The organism is Microcystis sp. M_QC_C_20170808_M3Col (genome assembly GCF_007095505.1).
Taxonomy (GTDB): Bacteria; Cyanobacteriota; Cyanobacteriia; order Cyanobacteriales; family Microcystaceae; genus Microcystis.
This window is the reverse complement of sequence record NZ_SFBY01000389.1, coordinates 1-18,191: the sequence shown is the minus strand read 5'-3', so window position 1 is coordinate 18,191 and position 18,191 is coordinate 1. Positions and strand designations below refer to the sequence as shown.

The following is an 18,191-nucleotide window of genomic DNA, read 5'->3' as shown; positions in this document are numbered from 1 at the left end:
TTAGATACCAGATGATAGAGTTGATTAAAACTCAGTTTTTGGGAGTTTTCAAAGAAATATTGGCGATAATGGTAGTTAGCTAGATTGAACAGATTTTTTGACAAGAAGGCATAATGGTCAATTTCTGACCATAAGGGATGGTTTTGGGCGATAATATGACCTTCAACTAGCTTCATGTCCTGATTATACCTGATAACGTTCTTAAAATCTATCGGTGGCAAAAGTTACTTATTTTAGTTATAGCGCTTTTCACGTTAATGAGGTATCGACAAGTTTTGCTAACAAAAGGTTTAAGCCCCTTGCCCATACCTCATTCTGATGAAAACTGCTATATCTAGCTACAGAAATGAGTAACTTGAAAAAGTTTTAGGTAGGTTTTTGGTTTCTGTGGTTAACCCCCCTTCTCGATCGCTAATCCTCAGCAATTTTAGTTTCTAGTCAACCACTTTTGACCGTTAAGCCGTTGCTTGGTGTAAAACAACAGTAAATCAAGACTAACTTTCCTTTCATCGATCATAAATGATTCAAGGGTACTAGGTTGAGCGCCGCCCTCAGCTTGAGAAAAAGCTTTTTTGCCATTGATGTCTTCTTCTAAAAAATAAATGCTAAATTGACGCATTCCCTCGAGCCAATTGCCAGTTAACTGCCAACAGGGAGAGCTAGAAAAGCCCTGCACGGGAATTTTATCCTGTTTAAAGGACAGCTTTATATCAGTTATACCCAGCTTTTGCAAGGCTGCCGCCAGTGCGGGCTGAAAATGCTGCTCAATAAATTCAGCGAAGGGTTTTTCCTCGACGGTAGGCTCCTTGGGTTTTTTAGCAGCCGCAGGTTGAGCCGGTTTTTCTGCTGCTGCTGCCGGAGTTGCGGGGGTGGTGGTTTCTTCTGCCATAGGAATTAATCAGGAATGGGTAGGTAGCTACAATTATATTTTCTCCCGGGTTATCAGCTATCAGTTTTTTTAGCTATCAGCTTTTATCCAGACGATCAATTTGACCCTTAACGAAGGCAAAAGGCACTCATGCAAAAGGGACTCATGCAAAAGGCAGCTTTGTTCTCCCCAACCCCCAACCCCCAACCCCCAACCCCCACACCCCACACCCTACCCCCACCGAAAAACTTTTTGCCGCAAACCCTACTTAATGCTTCGGCAGATTTGCTCCAGTCTTAGAGCTTATTTATAAAGCAAACATCAAAATAAATGTAGGGCGATCATTCCTCGATCACCCTAGTTTTTCTGATAAGGATTTCTCATATTTTGCAGTCATAATAGCTTATGCCACTTTCTTTATCTTTCTTTTTCGGGTTTTTCCGATTGGGACACCAATCGTTAAGAGATTTGACAAATGAGCCTCTTTTATATTCATTCTCTATTATTGGTAGAGCGTTATCAGCATCTTGCTTGGTTGGGAATAGGATGACACTCACATAAAATCCTTTTCGTTTAAATAATGAACGATCAAGGTTTCGATATTGTGGCAATCGTCTTGGCAGTTGTTCTATTTCCCATTGTGCTTCTTGAATGCCTCGATCTGAACCATAAATAACACCATGGGATTGAGTTTGGGAAGATACTTGGCCAGAAAGACCAATACTTAATATTAAAGTAGCTAGAATTAAACGCTCTTGATTCTTCATACTATTCTGCTCCTGTTAAATTTGTTGAGTTTTGTTGTTGTATTGCATTTTTAATCTTCTGAATACATTCTTGATAAGTTTTAGCTTCTAAAACATTTTTTTTGTCTATTAGTTTTTTCAAGTGTTCTTTTGTTAGGAGATATGGTCCTTGCTTGGTATTAGATGTGTCAATTTTAGTAAAACAGGCATTATCAAAATTAGTTTTATTGGAAATTGTTATATTTTTGAGATTGACATTATCAAATATAGTTTTTCCTAACGTGACATCAGTAAAATTTACATCGGTAATTTTACCATTGATGAATCTTGAACCTATCATTGTAGAACCAGTAAAATTCACATTTTCTAAAGTTGCATTCTCTAAATTAGAACCGTTTAGCTCTGAATCGAGCAACTGGAATCCGCTCAAATTAGCTCTTTTCATGTTAGCGTTTCTGATTTTTATTTTGTCTATTATTGTCATCTCCTTCTCATTTAGGCTATTTCTTTGCCCATTATTTCCTAATTTTATATCATCGAGATTTGTTCCATCTAATTTAATTTCTGGCTGAGGATATGGCTTGTTATTATCAACAGTAATTAATTGAGATTCAGCTAAATAAATGATAACTTTTCCTTTCCGTTCACCATCCAATTGTTCTAAAACAGAGAGAGTTAAAGCTTGAGCGGTCGGTCTAAATTCTGTCAGTAACCTTTCCTCTGAATTTGATTCTTTAGAACCGGGTGTTTGTTTGCTTTTTTTTGTCTCTACAATTAAATCTTGCATTTTGGAAAAATAATCCGTCAGAATCTCCTGATGTTTCTGCTCTTGTGCAATTTGATAATCTCTAAAGTCGGCTGCAGAATTCAGATAGAAAGCACCCAGGGCTAACATTAAGGGTATTATCAATAATTGTAGCCAATCCCAAAAACTTTTTTTCTGAAAGCCCGACCATTTAAAATTTGATATAATTACAAAAACCCTCCAAAGCAAGAAAGATATGATAAAAATTAACAAGAAAAACAATATTTTTGATATATTTTCCACTAGATTATCTATACTTTCAAGCCAAGCTATTGAACCAATTAAATTTTTTATCAAATCAAATAAAGGAGGAGTTAAAATTGCAGCAAATAAAACAAAAATAAACAAAAACATATAAGCCCAAACTTGAGGATTCTTAAGAAAATATTTACTAGGCTTCAGTTTCGGACAACTTTGCTTTAAATAATCCTCATAACTTAGGTCGGGGGGAATTGGTTTTGTATCTCTAGAATATTCATAATCTGGATTGCCTGTCAATATCTGGAAAGCCAATCCCTTACCTGTAATTGTTTTCTGAGATGAGTTTTCTGGTAAATCATCTAACCATCTCAAAGCATATTTAAGTCGTTCTATAACTTCGTCGCTTTCAAAGGGTGATTTAACATCAGGAAGAATTCTCAGGTCAAAATCACGAATATCGTGGCGTTTTAGGAGTTGCAGTTCTTGTTTTTCTAGAGTTCCTAAACTAAAGAAATGCGTGTCCGATAATCCAATTCCATAATGCCACGTTTGATATTTTTCTCGCCATTCGACCGGCTTGCCATAATATGCGCTTTCTGGCTGCACATTTTCTTCAATGCCGATAATCAAAGAAGCCACATCTGAAGTTATCATTACTATAACCACCTGTTATTTATGTTTTTCTATAAAAAGTTAGAGAGAGTTTGAATATCCGTGAGGACTAGCACTATGTACCTATTCCTCAGAATAGCAAAAAGTCCTTAACTAGAGATATTTACTTAATATAATGTTACTTTTCTCGTCGTTAGAAATTTACTGTTTATCTGATGAGTTTGTTTCTGGATTAAATCAGGTTTATCGCCCAGTTCGGTTGATATTTTTTAAGGATGAACTTGTCTTTTATGTTGATGAAATAATCCATCCAGATTTTACTAGACTTTTCCGAATTCGATTAATTCGAGTAATTGTGCTTCGGTTAGCTGAGTAATGCCCAATTCTAGGGCTTTTTCTAGCTTAGAACCCGCCGCTTCTCCTAGCACTAAATAATCGTTTTTTTTGCTGACAGAACCCGTCACTTTCCCCCCAGCTTTTTCGATTAATTCTTTCGCTTCCTCCCGTTTGAGAGTTGGTAAAGTGCCAGTAATCACAAAGGTTTTCCCTGCTAAGGTGGCTTTAGTGGTGGTGGTTTTTGCTGCTGCGGCAAATTGTAAACCCGCTGCCTGTAATTTAGCGACTAAATCCCGATTAGCCTCGATTCTAAACCAATCATAGACAGATTGAGCGATTTCTTCACCGATACCATAGACAGAGGCTAAATTAGTCACGCTGGCGTTAGCTAACTCCTCCACAGTCCGAAAACTTTCGGCGAGAATTTTGGCGTTAACGCTGCCCACATAGCGAATTCCTAGCCCATAAAGTACCCTCGACCAGCTTTGATTTTTGCTCTGAGCCATAGCTGTAATCAAATTTAAGGCGGATTTCTCGCCCATTCGGTCTAATTTGGCAATTTCCGTTTTTTCGAGGCTGTATAGGTCAGAAATGGCGGTAACTAATCCCTGTTCAATCAGCAAAATCACCACTTTTTCCCCTAATCCCCTGATATCGAGGGCATCGCGACTAGCCCAGTGTACTACACTTCCCCGCAAAATCGCCGGACAGGAACTATTGACACAGCGCGTCACCGCTTCCCCCACCGGACGAACTAGGGGAGATTGACATTCAGGGCAATTAGTGGGCATCTGGAAGGGTAAAGTCTGGGGAGGACGCAATTCGGGCAGGATTCTCACCACTTCTGGGATAATTTCCCCCGCTTTGCGGATAATTACCGTGTCACCGATGCGGATATCTAATTCGGCCACTCGATCGCTATTATGTAAAGTAGCGCGTTGTACGGTGGTTCCTGCGACTTGTACCGGTTCCATCACCGCCATGGGTGTAACCGCACCGGTGCGTCCCACGTTGACGATAATATCTTTAACTACTGTGGGGACTTCTTCGGCAGGATATTTTAAAGCGATGGCCCACCGGGGGAATTTTTGAGTGAATCCTAACCGATTTTGTCGCTGTAAATCGTTGATTTTGACTACGACACCATCGGTCATGTAGGCTAATTGATGACGTTTTTCTTGCCAATCTTGATAGTATTGCGCCACTTCTTGCAGGGATGGACAGAGTTGACGGTGGGGATTAACCAGAAATCCCATGGTTTCTAATCTATCTAAGGATTGCCATTGAGTAGTGATATTGTTATCGTCTAAATGCAGGGTATAGGCAAAAAATTGTAAGCGTCTTTTATCAACTATTTTCGGATCTAGTTGTCGTAGGGTTCCTGCTGCCGCATTGCGGGGATTAGCAAAGAGAGATTCACCCTTTTCTTCTCTTTCTTGATTGATTTTATCGAAGGTATCGAGGGGTAAAAAAGCTTCGCCGCGCACTTCCACAATTGCTGGGGGATTATCTATATTTAAGCGTAAAGGAATAGAGCGAATTGTCCGCACATTGGGGGTAATATCTTCACCAGTGACTCCATCTCCTCTAGTAACACCTCTGACGAAAAAACCGTTTTCGTAGGTTAAAGCTAATGCAGAACCATCGATTTTTAGTTCACACACATATTTTGTGTCTTGGGTTTCATTTACATATCTCTGCCAACGGCTGCCCCATTTATTTAATTCTTCGAGGTTAAAGGCATTTTCGAGACTATACAGGGGAATATTATGACGAACAGAAACGAATTGACTAGAGATTTTATCCCCGACTCTTTGGGTGGGACTATCGGGGGTGATTAATTGAGGATAACGCTTTTCTATGTCCTCTAATTCCCGATAAAGTTGATCATAAACGCTATCGGGTATAAAAGGATCATCGAGAACATAATAAGCATAACTGGCTCTTTGTAGTTCTGTTTTTAGTTGTTGGCAACGTTGTTGGATTTCTAAGGGGATAGTCATAATCGTTAATAATGCTACTGGGCAAATACCATTTGAGGAGTTAATTGTAAATCGGGAAATGTTACCGATATTATCCTATCTTCTTTGTTAAATTCTGCCAGTTCATAAAATCCCGAAATCAGGGTTAAAACTGATATTTTTAGAGCAATAGGATCGATAATCCAGTATTCAGGAATGCCTCTCACTGCGTATTCTGAACGCTTATAACGGTAGTCATCGTCGGCATTACTGGGCCTAACAATTTCTACAACTAACAGGGGAGAAAATTCAATCACTGCTGTGGTCATATTTCTAATCTCTTGACATTGTTCGGCAGTTAAAATCATTAAATCTGGAATTCTCGATTTAGCTTTATCGGTGCGAATTCCCACCGTAGCGGGCATAACTTTCCAAGTTAGATTTAATCTTTTAATTTCTGCTATTAAATAATTATAAAGAAAGGCAAGAATTAAGGCATGAAAGCCACTAGCGGGAGGCATGGTAATTAATTCTCCGTTAAATAATTCGTACTTATTATCCGTGCAGTCCTGATAATTTAAATATTCTGTAAAGGTATATATTTTTTGTTGGGTAGCAATCATGATAACCTCCCGCCAATATTTTACTATTCAAAGACCATTTGAGGAGTTAATTCTAAATCGGTAAATGTTACCGACATTATCCTATCTTTGTTGTTAAATTCTGCCAGTTCATAAAATCCCGAAATCAGGGTTAAAACTGATATTTTTAGAGCAATAGTATCGATAATCCAGTATTCAGGAATGCCTCTCACTGCGTATTCTGAACGCTTATAACGGTAGTCATCATCGGCATTATCGGGGCTAACAATTTCTACAACTAACAGGGGAGGAAATTCAATTACTGCTGTGGTCATATTTCTAATCTCTTGACATTGTTCGGCAGTTAAAATCATTAAATCTGGAATTCTCGATTTAGCTTTATCGGTGCGAATTCCCACCGTAGCGGGCATAACTTGCCAGTCTAATTGTAGCCTCTCTATTTCCCTTTCTAACACCTTAAATATAGCTCTAAGTATCAAAGCATGAAAGCCACTAGCGGGAGGCATAGAAATTAATTCTCCGTTAAATAATTCGTATTTATTATCTGTGGAGTCCCGATAATTTAAATATTCCGCAAAGGTATATAATTTTTCTTTGGTAGCAATCATGATAATCTCTAGAAAAAACTTAATTGAATCTCCTTTGAAGATAAATTTTGCCTTTGATCCCCCCTTAATAAGGGGGTTAGGGGGAATCTGACAATTTTTAACACCTAGCTTTTTACTTAGATTCGATATCCTCAACTTTTTTGGGAACTGTTGCAGTTAAAACCTCATTTCCTGTGGCAGTAACTAACACATCATCTTCGATACGGATACCGATACCCCGCCATTTTTCCGGCACTTCCGGCTGTCCTTCAGCAGCTTTAATATCGGGAGCGATATAAATCCCCGGTTCCACGGTTAAAACATGACCGGGCTGCAAAGTTTGCCAAGTTTCTTCGTTAACTTTATAACCTCCTGCATCATGGACATCTAATCCTAACCAATGGCCGGTTCTGTGCATATAAAAAGGCTTATATTTTTCCTCTTTAATTATCTCATCAATGGGGCCAACCAATAGCCCTAAATCCACTAATCCTTCCACAATTGTCCTCACGGCTGTGTCATGAAAAAGATTATAAGGATTACCAGTTTTTACCACTTCAATCGCCTTTAATTGAGCTTCTAGAACAATTTCATAGATAATTTTTTGTTCGGGGGTAAATTTACCATTAACGGGAAAAGTGCGGGTAATATCACCGTTATAGTAATTGTAGGCACAACCGGCATCAATTAACAAAAGCTCATTTTCTTGTACTTGGCGATCATTGTTGATATAGTGCAGAATACAGGCATTAGCACCACTAGCAACAATAGAAGGATAAGCAGGACCCATACCCCCTTCTAGACGAAAAGTATGCTCAATTTCCGCTTGAATTTGATACTCATAGTGACCAACTTTGGTGAATTCTCTGGCGCGATTATGTGCCTGGGCCGAAATAGCGGTTGCTTTGCGAATATTGTCCAATTCGGCCTCGGTTTTCAGCAAGCGCAAAGGATGGAGAATAAAATTAGTATCCTCTAAAGCAGTCGGTCCGGTGCCGCGACGGGGAAAAGTGGCGATTAATTTTTGCCAGTGATTAAGAACGTTTGTATTAAAGGTTTTGTCCCGTCCGAGATGATAATAAATTCGTTCGGCTTTTTCGAGATATTGGGGTAATTTTTCCTCCAATTCTTGGATAGAATAGGCCTCATCAGCACCAAAAATCTCCTTTGCTCCTTCCACACCGTGGAGATAGCCGGTCCAAGTTTCTTTTTCTGGGTCTTTTGGCTGCACAAACAGGATAAACTGATGTTCGGGGTGATGGGGTGCTAAAATCGCCACCGCATCCGGTTCATTAAATCCTGTCAGGTAAAAAAAGTCACTATCCTGACGATAGGTGTATTCTACGTCATTGTGCATGACCGCCATGGGCGCACTGCGAAAAATTGCGGTTCCATTGCCGATTTTTTCCATTACCTGCTGACGACGGTGCTGAAACTCTCTGCGATCGATGCCCATAGATATTCCTAAAAATGTCACAATAAGTCTTAGATTCTATTATCGCTAATCTTTTTAGTTTATGACACCTGAAGAACCGGATTTTTCCCAAGATATCATCGAAAGGCGCGAGTTTACCCTAGCAGATTTTATCGCTCAAGAGGGGGCGGATTTCCTCAAAGGGGAATCTCCTGTCCCCAAATTAGTGCAGGTAAAGACTGAAATTAAACAGTTTATTGCCGCTAATTTAGGGGATTCTTCGGGAGCTTTGCAGATAATTTTACAGCTTATCGTTGATGAAGAATTAACCAAAGTCAGTCAAAATTTAGATAATCCTGTTCAAGCTTTGCAGTTAATCCTAGAAGAAATTTTAGACAATCAAGAATTACTCTATGAATTAGTACACCGAGTCGATGTGAAATGGGGACAATTATACGGGGAACGTCCCTATTTTCAACAACCCAATCAAAAACCTCACCCTGAAGACGAATACACTCACAATTCCGTCAGAGATAAGTTAGTCAGTTTATTAGCCAGATTAGAACCGAATAAGTAGTAGAGGCTATAGCAGTTATTAGGAGACTCCGAGACGATGCCCTATCAAGACATACCTTATCTTTATGAAAAACTCTGTATTTTAATTATTTCTTAATAGAAACCAACAGGACTGACAAGGAGAATCTATCCCTAGACAGAGCGCCAGGGCGGTAACTGGTGAAAATAGGTGTAAGATAAGAAAATTCTCCGATAATTGTTGCCCTATTCCCCGCGTGCCTACCTATTCCTACTATACCGCCGATGTTTTTAGCGATCGCATTTTTGGCGGTAATCCTCTGGCGGTTTTTCCGGAAGCATCTGGATTAACCCGCACCCAGATGCAAAAAATCGCCGCCGAATTTAACTTCTCGGAGACAGTCTTCGTTTTTCCGCCAGAAACGCCCCAAGGCACTAAAAAAGTCCTGATTTTCACCCCCAGTACCGAATTACCCTTTGCTGGTCATCCTACCGTCGGCACAGCCTATATTTTAGCCCTAATCGCGGCTATTCCCCCCCACCAAGAAACCACGATTTATCTGGAGGAAGGAGTCGGTTTAGTACCAGTGAAAATTATCATGGAGGGGGAAAAACCGGTCTATAGTGAGTTAAAAGTGGCACAATTGCCAGAATTGGTGGCGGATAATTATGCTCTCGATGATTTAGCGGCGATTCTTTCCCTAAGCGTTGCCGATTTCTTACCCGGTTATCCCCCCCGCGCCTTTTCCTGTGGTCTCCCTTTTTTATTCATTCCCGTGCAAAATCGGGAAACTTTAGGGAGAATCAAACTTAATTTAAGCCTCTGGTCATCTTTACTCGCCCAATCCGCCGCTAATTCCCTTTTTGTCTGCTGTTTTGACCCAGAATCACCCCAATCTCGTCTCTATGGGCGAATGTTTGCCCCCGGTTTAGGAGTTATGGAAGATCCGGCTACCGGTTCGGCTGTGGCCGCTTTAGCTGGGTATCTAGGGGCCTTAGAATCTTCTAGGGAAGGGATGAATCAATGGACGATAATCCAAGGAGTGGAAATGGGCAGACCCAGCAACATACAATTAAAGTTTCAGAAAAACCACCGTGACATTACGGAAGTTTCTGTGGGTGGTGCATCAGTTCTAGTCTGCCAAGGCAAGATGATAATTCCTGATGGGGAAACAAAAAGCGATATAAAAAGGTCATGGTGAGAGCGGTTGCCGAAGTTAGTAAAAAGGAGATGAACAATATTAAAACATTAAGCCTTGCAGGGCTCAATCTCGTTTTTGTGGGATGGATGAGAATGAACTTGACAGGGTATATCCAAAAATATAAAATTTCTAGAGAGATAACCAAGAAAAAAACGGCAGTTATCTTGATGACGGTGTAGTAGGCAAAATGAAGTTATACTTTATTTTTCCGAGAAAATCTGTCAGAGGCAAGGGAATGTCTATAGTTAAAGCCTATTAAAATTAATCATTATGATCATCTCTTATCAGGAACTACAAAAAGAACTTAGTTTGTCGTTAAACGACTTAAATAATTTTGCCGACAAATTCCAGGAAAGTTATGATATTATAGTATCTTCAAACGAAATCAATGAACAGCACGGGGTGGGAGTTCTTTTAAAAAGAGTTTTTCCTGATACCAGTGGCATAGTCTCCTTACGAACCACTAATCTCTACGGAGGGGAGCAGGATTTTGGCATCCATAATTTTTGTCTAGATGTGCGCGGTTGTTCCTACGGGGAAATTTTAGTAAAAATCCAAAATTTATTTATTTATTTAAAACCGAAAAGAGTCCTAGTAATTCCCTACTTTATCGAAGATTTTTTTGTAGCCACAGCGATTAAATCTCTCTTTCAAGTCCCGGTTTGTACCTACCTGATGGATGATCAGAATGTCTATGTTGATGGCGTTGACGATGAAGCCGTTCAGAAATTACTCGATAGCAGCGATCTAATTTTAGGCATTTCTCTGCCCTTGTGCCAAGCCTATGAAAAAAAATATGGGCAGAAAATCTGGTTTATCCCTCCCGTCGTCGAAAGCTATCTGTTTCCCCCTGAAATTGTCATGCCTGATCTGATGGGGCGAGGCATTTTAATTGGTAATATTTGGTCTCAGAATTGGTTAGAAAAACTGCGTCAATTGTGTCGGGAATCCCAAATAAAAATTGATTGGTATGGTAATCCCAATCGTCAATGGTTGCAATTCCAAGAGGAAGAATTAGCGCAGGATGGAATTTTCTTTCAAGGGTACTGTCCCCAAGCTGACCTAATTAACCACCTACGTCAAGCTCCTTTTGCTCTTGTTCCCACTGGCAGTTCCCCAGAAGAACAGGATCGGCCAGAATTCTCCTATTTGAGCTTACCCTCCCGCATCCCTTTTATCGTCGCTGCCGCTAACACCCCCATTCTGGTGGTAGGTCAGAAGGATAGTGCTGCAGCTAAATTTGTGCAAGAGTATAATCTCGGTTCTGTCTGTGATTATGCCGCCGCAAGTTTCTTAACAGAAATCGCCAAACTCAGCACCTATAACTATCAACTAAAACTTCGTCAGGCTAGTCATCAATTAGCCAAAAGTTTAAAAGCCGATCATTTTGACGATTGGCTCTGGCGATCATTAGAACAGGGAAAACCCATCGATGATCGCTTTGCTATCTTCCAGAACCACTACATCTGCGGCAATGCTGTCATTACCCCCTGTGAAGTCAATCAACAGCACGGCACAGGGGCCCTAGTAAAAAGAATCTTTCCTGATAATCGTCAAATTATTTCCATACGTTCCGCTGATCACTACGGTGGTGAACAGAATTTTGGGGCTTTCAGTCTTCTTCTCGATCACCGGGAACTATCGCGAGCGCAAGTCTTTCAGTCAGTGCTACAAACTCTTGGACACAACCAGATTGAGAGCGTTTTTTGTGTCCCTTATTACGCCAGCGACATTCTGACAGCGATCGCTATTAAGGAATTATTTAATGTACCCCTTGCCACCTACATCATGGACGATCAGAATATCTGCGTTCAGGAGATTCCCGATGCTTTAATGAAAGAGTTTTTAAGCAAATGTTCCGTTCGTTTTGCCACCCATCCCGAACTGCGCGACGCTTACGAGAATAAGTACGGCTACAAATTTTGGCTCCTACCGGCGATCGTTCCCCACCGTCTCATTAATAGTGAAGTTGCCCAAGTTTCTCCCCAACGCTGTCAAGAAAAATGGGGAGCTTTATTAGGGAGCATTTGGAGTCCCCAATGGTTCCAATCTCTTTTAGAGAGTATTCAAGGGGCAGGGATTAAACTAGATTGGTATGGCAATTCTAAGTATTGTTGGCTCAAAGAATCTCCCGCAGAATTAGAAAAATGGGGACTTTATAGCCAAGGACTTTATGCCGAAGAACAACTAGGACAACAACTACAAGCATATCCCTTTGTTATTGTTCCCACGGGAACCATGGACGAAAGAGATGATCGTACAGAATTGTCTCGTCTTAGTTTACCCGGCCGGATTATTTTTAACCTGGCCACCGCTAACACCCCGGTAATTCTTTTAGGCAGTAATAAAACCTCGGCGGCTAACTTTATTAATCGCTTTCAAATCGGTGTGGTTTGTGATTATACACCTGAAAGTTTGGGAGCAGCCGTGGACTATGTTCTTAACCCTGAAAATCAGCAAAGAATGCGAGAAAATGCCGTTAAAGTAGCGGCAAAATTCTCCGATCAAGGGATTGATAAATGGGTGTGGCAGTCCCTAGAAAAAGAACAGGCAGTCGATGACAGATTTGAAGCGATTTTACCTCGATCGCCGATCGATTTAGTTCACTTTATTGAACCCCCCGTTCCCTCAATTATTTATAAAGATTATGCTCAAGTCTATCAAGTCATGCGACGTTTACGAGGGCAAAAATATCAGCCTGATTTTGTGGTTGATGTGGGAGCTTCCCACGGTATTTGGTCTCATACCGCCAGTCAATTATTCCCTGAAGCTCGCTTTATCCTCATCGATCCGCTAATCTCAAAATACGAGCAATCGGCCAGAAATTACTATATCTGTAATATTCCTAAAGCCGAATTACTAGAAATTGCCATTTCTAATCAAGCTGGTCAGTTAAGTTTTCAAGTTTCCCCCGATTTGTACGGTAGTTCCTTGCTCACTCCCGCCGATTTTAGAAACTATGAAACGATTACAGTGGCAGTAAAAACCCTCGATCAGGTGGCGAAAGATCAGCAAATTTCTGGCAGAGGAATATTAAAATTAGACGTGCAATGTGCCGAGCATATAGTCTTAGAAGGAGCCCAAGAATTGATCGCTCAGGTGGATTTAGTCGTTGCTGAACTTTCCTTTATTCGCTATGATCAGGACGCTCTCGTTTTCAATGAAATGCTTAATCTTTTGGCTCAGCTTGGTTTCCGTTATTATGACGAAACCGGCGAATGGAGATCCCCCATTGATGGCACCCTCCTCCAAAAGGAAGTGGTTTTTATTCGCCAAGATTTGTTAGTTCCTGAAACTAGCCGCAAAATTGAAAATTCCCCCAGTCAAGCTTAATACAATTTACCTAATCACTAGCCAAAATGATGAAACAATTATTAGCCAAAAATAAAATAGTTCAGCGAGTTAAAGCAGTCAAAGATTTATTTCTAGAAAAACTCGATTCCCTCAGTCATGTCCAACTCGAACAAATTCAAAAACTCGAAAAACTGGAGAAACTTAATCAGCTTGATCCCTTAGATTTTAAAGTTGACCAACTTAATAACTCCACGGAGCAAATCCGACAAGAAAATGCAGAAACCAGGCGAAAGGCTGATTTATCAATGGAAAATCAAGCCTTTTTGCTCAAGTTTTCCGTAGATATAGTTAAAAATCTCCAATTATTAACGGAAGACTGGAAACAAAAAGGGGAATTGATTCTGAATACCCTGCTAAAAAATCACGAAGATTCCCAAAAAACCACCTACCAGCAAAGCGGATTAATTCTTGATACTATCCAAAAAAACGCAGCCAGCAATCACCAGCAGATTGACTTTATTCTCAGTGTTATTCAAAAAATTCAAGAAGATAACCAGAAAATATTGGAAGATATCCACGCTCAAAAATACAAAGTCATTATCGATCAAAAATATTTCCAAGATTTAGACATCGAATTAATGACTTATTTATATTCCTATCTTCCCCATCGTCTTGCAGTAGATATTGGTGCTAATCGGGGCGATGTTTCTAGTCGTCTCCTACAAGCTGGTTATCAAGTTTATGCCTTTGAACCTTTTCCTCCCGTCATCGATAAGCTCAAAAATCGCCTCGGTAATCATCCTAATTTTCGGCTTTTTCCCTTAGCTATCGGTTCCGAAAATCAAACCCAAGAACTCCATATAGCCACCGATGAAACCCCAGACAACACCTATCAAGATGCCAGCTTTTATAGCAGTTTAACCAAGCATTCTCTTTCGGAAGGTTTAGTATTTACCGATACTATTCCCGTCACCGTTAAAACCCTAGCTAGTCTTCACGATGCCGAGGAATTACCTAAAGATATTGGTTTAGTTAAAATTGATACAGAAGGCTTTGATTTAGAAGTGATCAAAGGTATGGGCAACTATCGTTATCCTGTGGTAGTTGCGGAATTTTGGGATCAAAATTTCCCCTTTGGTCGTTCGGGAGCGATGAATCAATTACCAGATTTAGTTAATGCCATGAAGGAAAGAGATTATCATTGGCATCTAGTTATCTATCGTATTTGGGGCAGTTCCGACGTTAGTTATTACTGTAATTCTGCCTATTCTCTCGATAATTCTTGGGGCAATGTTTTCTTTTTCCAAGATTATCATGTCTTCCATCAAGCCTTACTTTGGTCTGCTTCCGTTATGCCAGCTACTTATTTTTCAGCTTAGCCAAAAAAGGAGATTTTTATCGACAATAACTTCAGGAATTAATAATTAAATGGCCACAAAGGAGTAAATATATGGGTAGTAAATTTAGCGAATATATCAGTAGAGCCGCCTCTGTCGAAGGTTTTTTTCTAGAGCAAGCGGCTATTACTTGGGATTGCTTACTAAATTATCAAAGCAGCCATTATATCAAAGGGAATTTTTTAGAAATAGGAGTTTGGAAAGGAAAATCAGCTATTTTATCTTGTCTTCATGCTAACCCCGAAGAAACTTGTCTATTAGTTGACTTAATTATGTTTGACGAAGCCCAAGAGCTTCTCAAGAATTTACACTCTAACAGTAATTTTTATCGATGTAAATCTCAAAATTTTTGGCAAAATGAAGCTAATCTTCACCAGTTTTTTTCAAGCTGTAGATGGATACACATAGATGGAGCCCATTCCGGTTCTGCTTGTTTTAATGATTTACAAATTGCTAATCAGCTTTTGAGTGAGGAGGGAATAATCTGTATCGATGACTTTTTTAACCCCAGTTATCCCCAGGTGACAGCCGCAGTTTTTAACTTTCTCGATCAATTTCCTTTTTCCCTGAAACTTTTCCTGTGTGGTTTTAATAAAGGTTATTTAGCTCGCCCCTATTACTGTGATAACTATCTTCGTTATTTATTGGAGAATTTTCATAATGATTTATCGATGATAAATTATTCGGGAAAAATCACTCTTTATAAAACTTCTAGACCGGGAGATTTTAACTGCTTTGGTTTGCGGGAATATCAAGGGAAAGATTTTGTAGGATTAGATGAAGATGGCAGCAAAATCCTAATCTAGTTGGACTGACAGCGTTGCTTATAAAGATGAAGTATGACAGAATTTGCCATCATCTCTGCACCACCAGCTACTGTTTCGGCGTTCCGCAGTTCTGGCGTTTCCTAAAACCAGAGACTTCCTACTTCACCATTAAGATAACTGCTATAGTAGATTAATTAGTTTCTCAAAAACAACTGCTTGTTAACTGTTTCAATTATGACTAACAAAACTAATCAATTTAACGAAGATTACCAAAAAATGATGGATGACTTGGACGATCAAGTTTTGCAGGAAGTCCGACAAACTTTTAGACGGCTTAAAAAACTAGGTCATGAACCTAGAGTTATTTTTGATGTCGGAGCCTCCAATAGTGGTTGGTCTTGTTATATCAAAAGAATTTTACCAGAGGCAGAATTTTATTTATTTGAACCTCTCATAGACCACTGCTCTGACTATCAAGAGTTCCTTGAAAAAGCCCTAGAAATATATCCTTCCTTTAAATTACACAAAATTGCTTTGGGAGAAAAAACAGCGGAAATCACCATGAATGTCTTTGCCGATAGCGTGGTCAGTAGTACAGCGTTAGATATGACCAATACTGGTGTACGGACGACTCCTGTTAAAGTCCAACAACTGACTTTAGATGATGCCATTGCCACGTTGAACCTACCAATTCCACAAGTTATTAAAATCGATACTCAAGGCAGTGAATTATCGATACTTAAAGGGGCAGAAAAAACGCTGCCCCATGTGGATATTTTAGTTCTAGAATGTTGGCTCTATCGAGGCTACGGACCAAACACCCCCCTGTTAACTGAAATTGTTGACTGGTTGTTGTCCTATAACTTTCGACTTTGGGATCTGGGAGACCCCTATCGCAATGAAGAGGGAATTTTAGCCACATTGGACTGCTTTTTTATCAACAATAAATCCGGCCTAATGCCCGATTGGTACTACGCCTAAGTCACTTATTAATTGTCAGGAGCTTTATGGGATATTTAGATTATTATGCCAGAGATTGTCTCAAGTATGTGCCGAGTCATAAACTGCACACAAAAAAAGTCCTAATTGTTGGCTGTAATGATGGTAGAGACTGTCAACTTTTCCTTCAGTCAGCCGCAGTACATGGACTTGATATCTGTGCAGAAATTGGCACAGGATTTGTTAACGAGAAAGTCACCTATTTTAAGGAGTCAGCCGAAGCAATGTCTCGGCCCGATAACTATTATGACATAGTCTTTTCGGCGGCAACAATGGAGCATATTCTTAACATTGAAGCAGCCTTTGCTGAAATGTTTCGTGTGACTAAACCGGGAGGATTAATTTACTGTGTTGGTGCGTCTCTGTGGAATTCTTACTATGGTCATCATCAGTATGGCTTGTTTTCAGATTATCCCTGGATTCACTTAAGATTAGCAAAAAATCAAATATTAGAGTATCTTAACCAACATAAAACTCTTCAGGATATAGTTCCCTTTGTTGAGCTGCTGGAAAAACTTAATTTGCTTTCTGTACCTTTAATTAAAGACGACCAAAATAGCTACGCAGAAAATTTAGTAAATTTTATGTTTTCCGATTATTTTAATTTTCGACCATCAACTCAATACCTAAAATCTGTTGAACCTTTGGATGTTTCCTACATCATCAGAAATGAAATTTGGCAGGACGGCGAGAACTTATTAACCGATGAAATTCTGGAGGAACTAAATGCAAAAGGTTATACAAAAGATGAGCTTTTAGCAGCTGCCCATACCTACATTGCCATTAAGTAACCTAGCCAAGGAAAGAACAATGGTTGAAAATCCCGATTATAAATCCGTGGGGGAAACCTATAAAACCAAAGCTAGATTTGCCCAATTGGATATGGAAGTATTTCAAAGACTGAAAAACTTGGGCTATCAACCGCAAGTTATCTTTGATGTTGGTGCTTCTGATGGTTCTTGGTCAAAAGACATCCATGAAGTGCTTCCCACGGCGGAATTTCATCTATTTGAGCCTCTAATCAACTATGCTCCCGCCTATCAAGCGATTATCCAAGAAAATCTCCGTTCATACCCTAATTTTCAGCTTCATACCCTAGCTTTAGGCGAAAAAAGTGGCGAAGTCACCATGAATATCTTCCCCAATCTGGTGGCCAGTAGTGCTTTAGATTTAAGTAGCACAGGACTAGATGTAACCACTGCAATCGTGGCCATGGCCACGGTCGATGAGATGATTGCATCCCTCAGTTTACCTCATCCTCAAGTCATTAAAATCGATACCCAAGGCTACGAACTGTCTATTCTGAAAGGGGCGATTAACACCCTGCCAAGAGTGGACATTCTCCTGCTAGAGTGTTGGCTCTATCGAGGCTATGGCAAAAACACGCCTCTGTTAACTGAAATCATTTGTTGGCTACAGCCCCTAGGCTTTCGTCTCTGGGATATTGGCGATACCTACCGTGGGGAAGACGGCGTTTTGGCGACCCTAGACTGTGTTTTTATCAATACTCGTTTAGGGCTAACCCCCAACTGGTACTACTAGAGCCACCCATGACGAATTCTGCCTACAAGTCCCTTGCCGATACCTATAAGGCCAATCGTCACACAATGTTAAATTTTACCGCCTATCCCTCAACTGTAGGATTCCGTGGGCTATGATAGTAGTAGTTTTTCAATGGGTTAGTAAGCATTTATCGAAAATTTGGGTTAAAACCCCGTCCTTTTAGGACGGCTTTAAGCTACAATGTAAAAAGCGATAACCAAGCTAAAAACTGAACCTTGACAACAGATAGTAAGGGGTTTCGTTCAGAAAAGACTTCAAATTCGGCCTTGAACGAGTAAAACTTTCTAGGAAATAAGGTTGAAC

16 protein-coding genes are annotated in these 18,191 nt (G+C 40.0%); 9 read left to right on the top strand and 7 right to left on the bottom strand.

Annotated elements, in window-relative coordinates; all coding sequences use genetic code 11:
* Positions 1–427: 427 nt before the first annotated feature.
* The 7 genes from EWV84_RS17940 to EWV84_RS17910 all read right to left on the bottom strand — a co-directional run bounded on the left by EWV84_RS17940 (position 428) and on the right by EWV84_RS17910 (position 8,174).
* Entirely contained in the window at positions 428–889 is a 462-nt protein-coding gene (locus tag EWV84_RS17940) for a DUF2996 domain-containing protein (RefSeq protein ID WP_287079117.1), read from the bottom strand.
* Between the two features lie 359 nt (positions 890–1,248).
* The gene (locus EWV84_RS17935) at positions 1,249–1,635 is read right to left on the bottom strand and encodes a hypothetical protein (RefSeq protein ID WP_287079116.1); all 387 of its coding nucleotides are present in this window, start codon (positions 1,633–1,635) and stop codon (positions 1,249–1,251) included.
* Position 1,636: 1 nt separating this feature from the next.
* Positions 1,637–3,274, bottom strand: coding sequence for a pentapeptide repeat-containing protein (locus EWV84_RS17930; RefSeq protein WP_287079115.1), 1,638 nt, complete (start codon positions 3,272–3,274; stop codon positions 1,637–1,639).
* Positions 3,275–3,552: 278 nt separating this feature from the next.
* The gene (gene ligA, locus EWV84_RS17925) at positions 3,553–5,571 is read right to left on the bottom strand and encodes an NAD-dependent DNA ligase LigA (RefSeq protein WP_287079114.1); all 2,019 of its coding nucleotides are present in this window, start codon (positions 5,569–5,571) and stop codon (positions 3,553–3,555) included.
* 14 nt (positions 5,572–5,585) lie between these two features.
* Positions 5,586–6,152 (bottom strand): Uma2 family endonuclease, encoded by a 567-nt coding sequence (locus EWV84_RS17920; protein ID WP_287079113.1) that lies wholly within the window; start codon positions 6,150–6,152, stop codon positions 5,586–5,588.
* Between the two features lie 23 nt (positions 6,153–6,175).
* Positions 6,176–6,739 carry a Uma2 family endonuclease gene (locus EWV84_RS17915; protein WP_287079112.1) on the bottom strand — a complete coding sequence of 188 codons (564 nt, stop codon included), beginning with the start codon at positions 6,737–6,739 and terminating at the stop codon, positions 6,176–6,178.
* Positions 6,740–6,851: 112 nt separating this feature from the next.
* Positions 6,852–8,174, bottom strand: coding sequence for an aminopeptidase P N-terminal domain-containing protein (locus tag EWV84_RS17910; RefSeq protein ID WP_287079111.1), 1,323 nt, complete (start codon positions 8,172–8,174; stop codon positions 6,852–6,854).
* A 61-nt stretch (positions 8,175–8,235) separates the two neighbouring features.
* Between EWV84_RS17910 and EWV84_RS17905 the strand changes: the two genes are divergently transcribed.
* From EWV84_RS17905 to EWV84_RS17865, 9 genes are all read left to right on the top strand, one after another.
* Positions 8,236–8,709, top strand: a complete 474-nt coding sequence (locus EWV84_RS17905; RefSeq protein ID WP_045358069.1) for a hypothetical protein — start codon at positions 8,236–8,238, stop codon at positions 8,707–8,709.
* A gap of 214 nt (positions 8,710–8,923) precedes the next feature.
* Positions 8,924–9,868, top strand: a complete 945-nt coding sequence (locus tag EWV84_RS17900) for a PhzF family phenazine biosynthesis protein (RefSeq protein ID WP_287079110.1) — start codon at positions 8,924–8,926, stop codon at positions 9,866–9,868.
* Complete coding sequence (locus tag EWV84_RS17895; RefSeq protein WP_287079109.1) at positions 9,862–10,047, top strand: hypothetical protein; 186 nt, start codon at positions 9,862–9,864, stop codon at positions 10,045–10,047. Before EWV84_RS17900 ends, EWV84_RS17895 begins: the two co-directional genes overlap by 7 nt.
* A 91-nt stretch (positions 10,048–10,138) precedes the next feature.
* Entirely contained in the window at positions 10,139–13,201 is a 3,063-nt protein-coding gene (locus EWV84_RS17890) for an FkbM family methyltransferase (protein ID WP_287079108.1), read from the top strand.
* A gap of 26 nt (positions 13,202–13,227) precedes the next feature.
* A complete protein-coding gene (locus EWV84_RS17885) occupies positions 13,228–14,541 on the top strand; it encodes an FkbM family methyltransferase (protein ID WP_287079107.1) in 1,314 nt (437 codons plus the stop codon).
* Between the two features lie 71 nt (positions 14,542–14,612).
* Positions 14,613–15,365 carry a class I SAM-dependent methyltransferase gene (locus EWV84_RS17880; RefSeq protein ID WP_287079106.1) on the top strand — a complete coding sequence of 251 codons (753 nt, stop codon included), beginning with the start codon at positions 14,613–14,615 and terminating at the stop codon, positions 15,363–15,365.
* Positions 15,366–15,560: 195 nt separating this feature from the next.
* The gene (locus EWV84_RS17875; protein WP_287079105.1) at positions 15,561–16,307 is read left to right on the top strand and encodes an FkbM family methyltransferase; all 747 of its coding nucleotides are present in this window, start codon (positions 15,561–15,563) and stop codon (positions 16,305–16,307) included.
* A gap of 26 nt (positions 16,308–16,333) precedes the next feature.
* On the top strand, positions 16,334–17,116 hold the full coding sequence (locus tag EWV84_RS17870; RefSeq protein ID WP_287079104.1) for a class I SAM-dependent methyltransferase: 783 nt from the start codon (positions 16,334–16,336) through the stop codon (positions 17,114–17,116).
* A gap of 19 nt (positions 17,117–17,135) precedes the next feature.
* Positions 17,136–17,867 (top strand): FkbM family methyltransferase, encoded by a 732-nt coding sequence (locus tag EWV84_RS17865; protein WP_287079103.1) that lies wholly within the window; start codon positions 17,136–17,138, stop codon positions 17,865–17,867.
* Positions 17,868–18,191: the final 324 nt, after the last annotated feature.

Excerpts from the sequence above, each read along its gene's own strand:
- EWV84_RS17885 (WP_287079107.1), top strand. The coding sequence starts at position 13,228 with ATGATGAAACAATTATTAGCCAAAAATAAAATAGTTCAGCGAGTTAAA.
- EWV84_RS17915 (WP_287079112.1), bottom strand. The coding sequence starts at position 6,739 with ATGATTGCTACCAAAGAAAAATTATATACCTTTGCGGAATATTTAAAT.
- EWV84_RS17875 (WP_287079105.1), top strand. The coding sequence starts at position 15,561 with ATGACTAACAAAACTAATCAATTTAACGAAGATTACCAAAAAATGATG.
- EWV84_RS17920 (WP_287079113.1), bottom strand. The coding sequence starts at position 6,152 with ATGATTGCTACCCAACAAAAAATATATACCTTTACAGAATATTTAAAT.
- EWV84_RS17880 (WP_287079106.1), top strand. The coding sequence starts at position 14,613 with ATGGGTAGTAAATTTAGCGAATATATCAGTAGAGCCGCCTCTGTCGAA.
- EWV84_RS17930 (WP_287079115.1), bottom strand. The coding sequence starts at position 3,274 with ATGATAACTTCAGATGTGGCTTCTTTGATTATCGGCATTGAAGAAAAT.
- EWV84_RS17940 (WP_287079117.1), bottom strand. The coding sequence starts at position 889 with ATGGCAGAAGAAACCACCACCCCCGCAACTCCGGCAGCAGCAGCAGAA.
- EWV84_RS17910 (WP_287079111.1), bottom strand. The coding sequence starts at position 8,174 with ATGGGCATCGATCGCAGAGAGTTTCAGCACCGTCGTCAGCAGGTAATG.
- EWV84_RS17905 (WP_045358069.1), top strand. The coding sequence starts at position 8,236 with ATGACACCTGAAGAACCGGATTTTTCCCAAGATATCATCGAAAGGCGC.
- EWV84_RS17865 (WP_287079103.1), top strand. The coding sequence starts at position 17,136 with ATGGTTGAAAATCCCGATTATAAATCCGTGGGGGAAACCTATAAAACC.
- ligA (WP_287079114.1), bottom strand. The coding sequence starts at position 5,571 with ATGACTATCCCCTTAGAAATCCAACAACGTTGCCAACAACTAAAAACA.
- EWV84_RS17870 (WP_287079104.1), top strand. The coding sequence starts at position 16,334 with ATGGGATATTTAGATTATTATGCCAGAGATTGTCTCAAGTATGTGCCG.
- EWV84_RS17895 (WP_287079109.1), top strand. The coding sequence starts at position 9,862 with ATGGTGAGAGCGGTTGCCGAAGTTAGTAAAAAGGAGATGAACAATATT.
- EWV84_RS17890 (WP_287079108.1), top strand. The coding sequence starts at position 10,139 with ATGATCATCTCTTATCAGGAACTACAAAAAGAACTTAGTTTGTCGTTA.
- EWV84_RS17935 (WP_287079116.1), bottom strand. The coding sequence starts at position 1,635 with ATGAAGAATCAAGAGCGTTTAATTCTAGCTACTTTAATATTAAGTATT.